The sequence below is a fragment of the Streptomyces hygroscopicus genome, from assembly GCF_026168105.1.
Taxonomy (GTDB): domain Bacteria; phylum Actinomycetota; class Actinomycetes; order Streptomycetales; family Streptomycetaceae; genus Streptomyces; species Streptomyces hygroscopicus_D.
This window is the reverse complement of record NZ_LBMW01000110.1, coordinates 1-5,368: the sequence shown is the minus strand read 5'-3', so window position 1 is coordinate 5,368 and position 5,368 is coordinate 1. Positions and strand designations below refer to the sequence as shown.

General features: G+C 69.4%; 5 protein-coding genes. All 5 read right to left on the bottom strand.

Features of this window, described 5'->3' with window-relative positions; all coding sequences use genetic code 11:
• A partial coding sequence (locus AAW14_RS38860) for an ATP/GTP-binding protein (RefSeq protein WP_265569190.1) occupies positions 1 to 243 on the bottom strand: 243 nt, incomplete at its 3' end.
• Positions 224 to 805, bottom strand: a complete 582-nt coding sequence (locus AAW14_RS38855) for a DUF742 domain-containing protein (protein ID WP_265569189.1) — start codon at positions 803 to 805, stop codon at positions 224 to 226. The genes AAW14_RS38855 and AAW14_RS38860, both read right to left, overlap by 20 nt.
• Positions 806 to 902: 97 nt before the next feature.
• A complete protein-coding gene (locus AAW14_RS38850) occupies positions 903 to 1,316 on the bottom strand; it encodes a roadblock/LC7 domain-containing protein (protein WP_004983065.1) in 414 nt (137 codons plus the stop codon).
• A gap of 10 nt (positions 1,317 to 1,326) precedes the next feature.
• A complete protein-coding gene (locus AAW14_RS38845; RefSeq protein WP_265569188.1) occupies positions 1,327 to 4,626 on the bottom strand; it encodes a nitrate- and nitrite sensing domain-containing protein in 3,300 nt (1,099 codons plus the stop codon).
• Positions 4,627 to 4,993: 367 nt separating this feature from the next.
• On the bottom strand, positions 4,994 to 5,368 hold a 375-nt coding region (locus AAW14_RS38840; RefSeq protein WP_265569186.1), incomplete at its 5' end, for a GTP-binding protein.

Below are 5,368 nucleotides of genomic sequence, written 5' to 3'. Positions count from 1 at the left end.
GTCCTGGTCCAGGGTGATGCGGCCGAAGTCCATGGCCACCGTGGTGGTGGTCTTGTCCCCGGTGTGGGTGAGGTCGTCGATGCCCGCCGAAGCAGACGTCATGACGGCCTCCGTGCGCAGCGGGTTGATCTCCGAGACGGCGCCGACGAACGTGGTCTTGCCCACGCCGAAGCCGCCCGCCACCACGATCTTGGCGGAGGTGGTGGAGCGGGAAGGACCGCCGCTAGAGCTTGCGAAGTCCACTGAGCACCCTTTCGAGCAGTGTCACGTCTGGCTGGCCGCCGGCGTTCTCGTCGCCGCCGGGCTGATGGATGGCGACCAGGCCCGCCTCCGCCAAGTCGGCGACGAGGATCCTGGCCACACCGAGAGGGATCGTCAGGAGCGCCGAGATCTCGGCCACCGACTTGATTTCCCGGCAGAGGTTGCAGATCCGCTGATGCTCGGGCAGCTGGCCCTGCATCTGGTGCGGCTGCGCAGTGGTGTGCACCAGCGCCTCGATGGCGAGCTGGTACCGCGGCCTGGTGCGGCCGCCCGTCATCGCGTACGGGCGCACCAGAGGATTGTTCGACGATCCGGCCGGCGCCGGCTCGGGGGCACGGCGCGGCTGCACGGGCTGGATGCGCGGCGCCGGCGGCTGGTCGTAAGGCGACGGACCGGGGCCCTGGGGGCCCTGCGGTGCGTACGGCTGACGCCGCTGGCTCGGTGCGGAGGGGAAGTTGTACCGGTTCTGCTCACCCTGTCCCGGGCCCTGGCCAGGGCCGTAGGACCAGTTGCCGGCGGACGGACCGCCTGGGGGTGTTGCCACTTTCTTTCCTCCTCCGACTGTGCCGGGCACCCATCCTTGTGGAAGCCGCGTCCCGAAACCTTACGGCGCCGGGACGCCAATACGCACCGTCCCTCTGTCAGTTGAGAAGGCTCCCCTGAAGCTCCGCACGCAGGTCCGGAGTCAGGACCGTACCGGCTCGGTCGACCAGAAGGGCCATCTCGTACCCAATGAGGCCGATGTCCGCCTCCGGGTGTGCCAGAACCGCGAGCGACGAACCGTCAGAGATGGACATGATGAAGAGGAATCCCCGCTCCATCTCCACAACCGTCTGGTTCACACTGCCGCCCTCGAAAATGCGGGAGGCACCCGCGGTCAGCGAGGTCAGACCGGAGGCGACGGCCGCAAGCTGGTCGGCGCGGTCGCGCGGGAAGCCTTCGGACATCGCCAGAAGGAGTCCGTCGGCGGAGACCACCACGGTGTGGGACACCCCGGGGGTGTTGTCCACGAAGTTGGTGATCAACCAGTTCAGGTTCTGTGCCGCCTGGCTCATCGGGCTCACACTAACGCTCCTGGTTGTAGGTGCTGTCAGGACCGAAGCCCTGGCCGTTCGTTTCACTTCCTGCGTTGCGCCCCCGCTGGACGCCCCGACGCAGGTTGCTCAGCCTGCCCCGCACGTCCTCGGGGGCACGGGAGACCTGTGGGCCTCCCTGCGGGGTCGTTTCCGCGGCGCCCTCGATCAGGTTCGCCTTGGGCACCCGACGGGGCAGACCCGAAGAGGTGACCCCGCCCGCCTTGGGTTTCCGGAGCTGCGACGCCTGCTGCCACCGCTGGTCGTTCGCGGAACGCCAGTCGCTCCCCGGCTCCGTGGCAGCCGGCGGCTCCTGCGTCACGGGCTGCGGTCGGCCGGTGCCACCGTTCGCGGCGGAGCCGCGGCGGGGCAGTCCGGCGTCGGTCAGCTCGTGGCCGGCGGGAGAGGCCGGTCCGGGACGGTCGAAGCCTACGCGGTCCCGCTCGCTCACGTCAGCGGCCTGCACGGATTCCGTTTCCGGAGCGTAATCGGTGCGGTATCCGTTCTGGTAGCCGTCCTGCTTCGGCCAGTCGTCCTGGTAGGCGGGCTCCTGGAAGCCGGAGAACGTTTCCGAGGCGGTGGCCTGGGCCGCCGCACGGTTCTCCTGGGCCGGCTCCGCATACGCGGGCTCGGGGTAGCCGCCGCCGGACGAGAAGCCATCGCCCTGCGGCAGGCCGCCGCCCTGCGGGAAGTACGTCTCGTCGTACGCAGGCTGCCGGGGCTCCTCGTACGCCGTCTGCCGGTCGTACGGGGTCCGCTGCTCGTCGTAGGCGTGCTGCTGCCCGTTGTCGTACGGGTGCTGCCCGTTGACGTACGTGGCCTGCCCGTTGTCGTACGAGGCCTGCCCGTTGTCGTACGAGGCCTGTCCGTTGTCGTACGAGGGCTGCTGGGCCTCGAACCCGTCCTGGTACGACGGAGCGGGCTCCTGGGGCTCCTGCGGCCGGCCGGTGCCCTGCGCCTGGGCCTCCAGGGCCGCACGGCGCTCCTCACGCATCAGCGAGCGGCCGACGGGGTCGAGCTCCCGGATGTCGTCCGGCACCTCCGCGTACCGGCTGTCGTCGAAGCCCAGCTCCGCCGCCGTGCGCATCGGCTGTCCGTCGAAGCTCTCGGCCTGGAACGCCTGCTGCTCCGGGATGATCTGCGAGACGGTGAACTCGTCGCGCTCCAGCGGCTGCTCGCCGCCACCGCCGTGGGTGATGGCGTCGGGGAGCATGACCAGCGACGTCGTGCCGGCCTGTTCGCCGGAGGGCCGCAGCTGCACGCGGATGCCGTGGCGGTCGGAGAGCCGGCCGACCACGAACAGGCCCATGCGCTGCGAGATCGCGGCGTCCACCGTCGGCGGGTTGGCCAGCTTGTGGTTGATGTCCGCGAAGTCCTCGGCCGTCAGGCCGATGCCCTTGTCGTGGATCTCGACCATGATCCGGCCGTCGGGCAGACGGGTGGCGGTCACCCGAACCTTGGTCTGCGGGGAGGAGAACGTCGTGGCGTTCTCGAGCAGCTCGGCGAGCAGGTGCACGAGGTCGGTCACGGCGCGGCCGTGGATCTCGGCCTCCGGAACACCGGAGAGCTCGATGCGCTCGTACTGCTCCACCTCGGAGGAGGCGGCGCGCAGCACGTCGACCAGCGGGACCGGCTGGTCCCAGCGGCGGCCCGGCTCCTCGCCGGCGAGGACGAGGAGGTTCTCGCCGTTGCGGCGCATACGGGTCGCGAGGTGGTCCAGGCGGAAGAGGTTCTCCAGCTGGTCCGGGTCGGCCTCGTTGTTCTCCAGGTCGGTGATCAGGGTCAGCTGGCCCTCGATCAGCGACTGGTTGCGGCGCGAGAGGTTGGTGAAGATCGCGTTGATGTTGCCCCGCAGCAGGGCCTGCTCGGCGGCGAGCCGGACGGCCTCGCGGTGGACCTGGTCGAAGGCGCGGGCGACCTCGCCGATCTCGTCCGTGGAGGAGATCGGGATGGGCGCGACCCTGGTGTCGACCCTGCCGGGGTCGGTGCGCGAGAGCTGGTCGACCAGCATCGGCAGACGCTGCTCGGCGACGCCGAAGGCGGCGTTGCGAAGCTGGCGCATCGAGCGGCTCATCTGGCGGGCCATGAGGCCGGCCAGGATGAAGGCGGCGAGCAGGGCGACGACGACGATGCCACCGGTGATGAACGCGGAGGTCTTGGCGTCGTCGGCGATCTTCGAGGCGTCCGCCACGGCCTTGTCGGCCAGGTCCGACTCGATCTGCCGGTAGGCGTTGAACTTGAGGGTGTTGACCCCCCACCAGTTCTGCGCGGTGATGCCCTGCTGGGCGAGCGCGTCGCGGGCGTTGGCGTCGGTGGACTGCAGCGTGGCGAGTGCCGAGACCATCTGCGTGGGGTCGGACGGCGGGGGCACATACGTCTTGCCCTGGGCCTTCGCCTGCGCGGCGGCCTGCTGGGCCTGGGTGGCGCCGTCGGCCTTCAGCCTCGCCCTGGCCTCGTCCAGCTTGGCGGCGTCCGAGGCGGTACCACCGCCGATGTACTCCTCGGCGGCGATGCCCTCGAGGTAGGCGTACGAAGAGAGGGCGACGCGCTGCTTGGCGAGGTTCGTGGCGCCGGGGCCCGGCTTGATCAGCATGTGCATGCCGATCGACCGCTCCAGGGAGAGCGCGGCCTTGGTGAGCGAGATGGCGTAGACGGTGCGGCCGTAGCTGGTGATGTTGCCGGTGCCGAGACCGAGTTCGTTGGCGAACTCCATCAGCGGGTGCGCGACCTCGACGTAGCCCTCTTCGGTCTGCACGCCGCTCAGCCTGGAGGTGTACGCGACCTGGCGCAGTGCCGGGAGCTTGGTCTCCGCCTTGCGGAAGATGGCCAGGCGGCGCTCGAGACCGGACGTGTGCGGCATGTTCTTCGCGGCCCGGTCGAAGGCGCCGGCGGCCTGGTCGGTGGCGCCGCGAACCTGGGTGACGGTCGAGTTCTTCGTGTCGCCCTGCAGCAGCGGAGCCGCGGAGGCGTCGCGCTCCTGGTAGAGCGCGTCGGCGTAGGTCAGGGAGGCCTGTACGAGACGGGCGGTGTTCTCCGCGTCCCGGGCCTGCCGCCAGGTGTCGATCGAGCTCTTCACCTGGAAGCCGCCCATGACAAGGCCCACCAGCACGGGTATGAGCAGGATCGCGTTCAGCCTGGTCGGCACTCGCCAGTTGCGCGGGGAGAAGCGGCTGCCGCTGGGCGGGAGAGCCGTCGGCTCCGGGCCGGGCACTTGTGCGGGTGCCGCTCCGCGCGGCGGCGGGGTGAAGTTGCCCCGCGCCGACGGCTCGGGACCGTTCTTGCTTCGCCTCACTCGACCAACAACCTCTCGGCGACGGCACCTACGTCGTGCCGCGGTGTCTCCAGAGCCCTGTCTCCGACCTTTACGTCTTTGACTACTGGGCAGTTCAGGCATTCCAGCACGTCAGCCTTCGCGATTCCAAACACTCGGAAGTCACGATTCCGGTGACTGGGGGCCCCGCATAAAACGGTCATAAAGAGCGAGCCCCGCCAAAAGGCGGGGCCTTTGTGAGCGCAGCGGCACCGACCGACCGCGACGCGTGGCGATACCACCGAATTTCTCTGTCGAAACGTTATGAACACCGGGGCCGACCGTGTCAAACGCCACAGTCGGCTCCCCGGAATCTACGACAACTGCCGTATGGCGCCGATCATTTGCCCTACCGCAGGCGTGCCATGAGCGCATGTTCGACCAGCGTGATCAGCGCACTCTTGGCGTCCGCGCGGTGGCGGGCGTCGGTGGTGATGATCGGGGTGTCGGGCCCGATCTGCAGGGCCTCGCGTACTTCGTCGGGGTTGTACGGCTGATGTCCGTCGAAGCCGTTGAGGGCGATGACGAAGGGCAGGCCCGAGTTCTCGAAGTAGTCGACGGCGGGGAAGCAGTCGGCGAGGCGGCGGGTGTCGACGAGGACGACGGCGCCGATGGCGCCGCGGACCAGGTCGTCCCACATGAACCAGAAGCGGTCCTGGCCCGGGGTACCGAAGAGGTAGAGGATCAGGTCCTGGTCCAGGGTGATGCGGAGATCGGAAGAGCA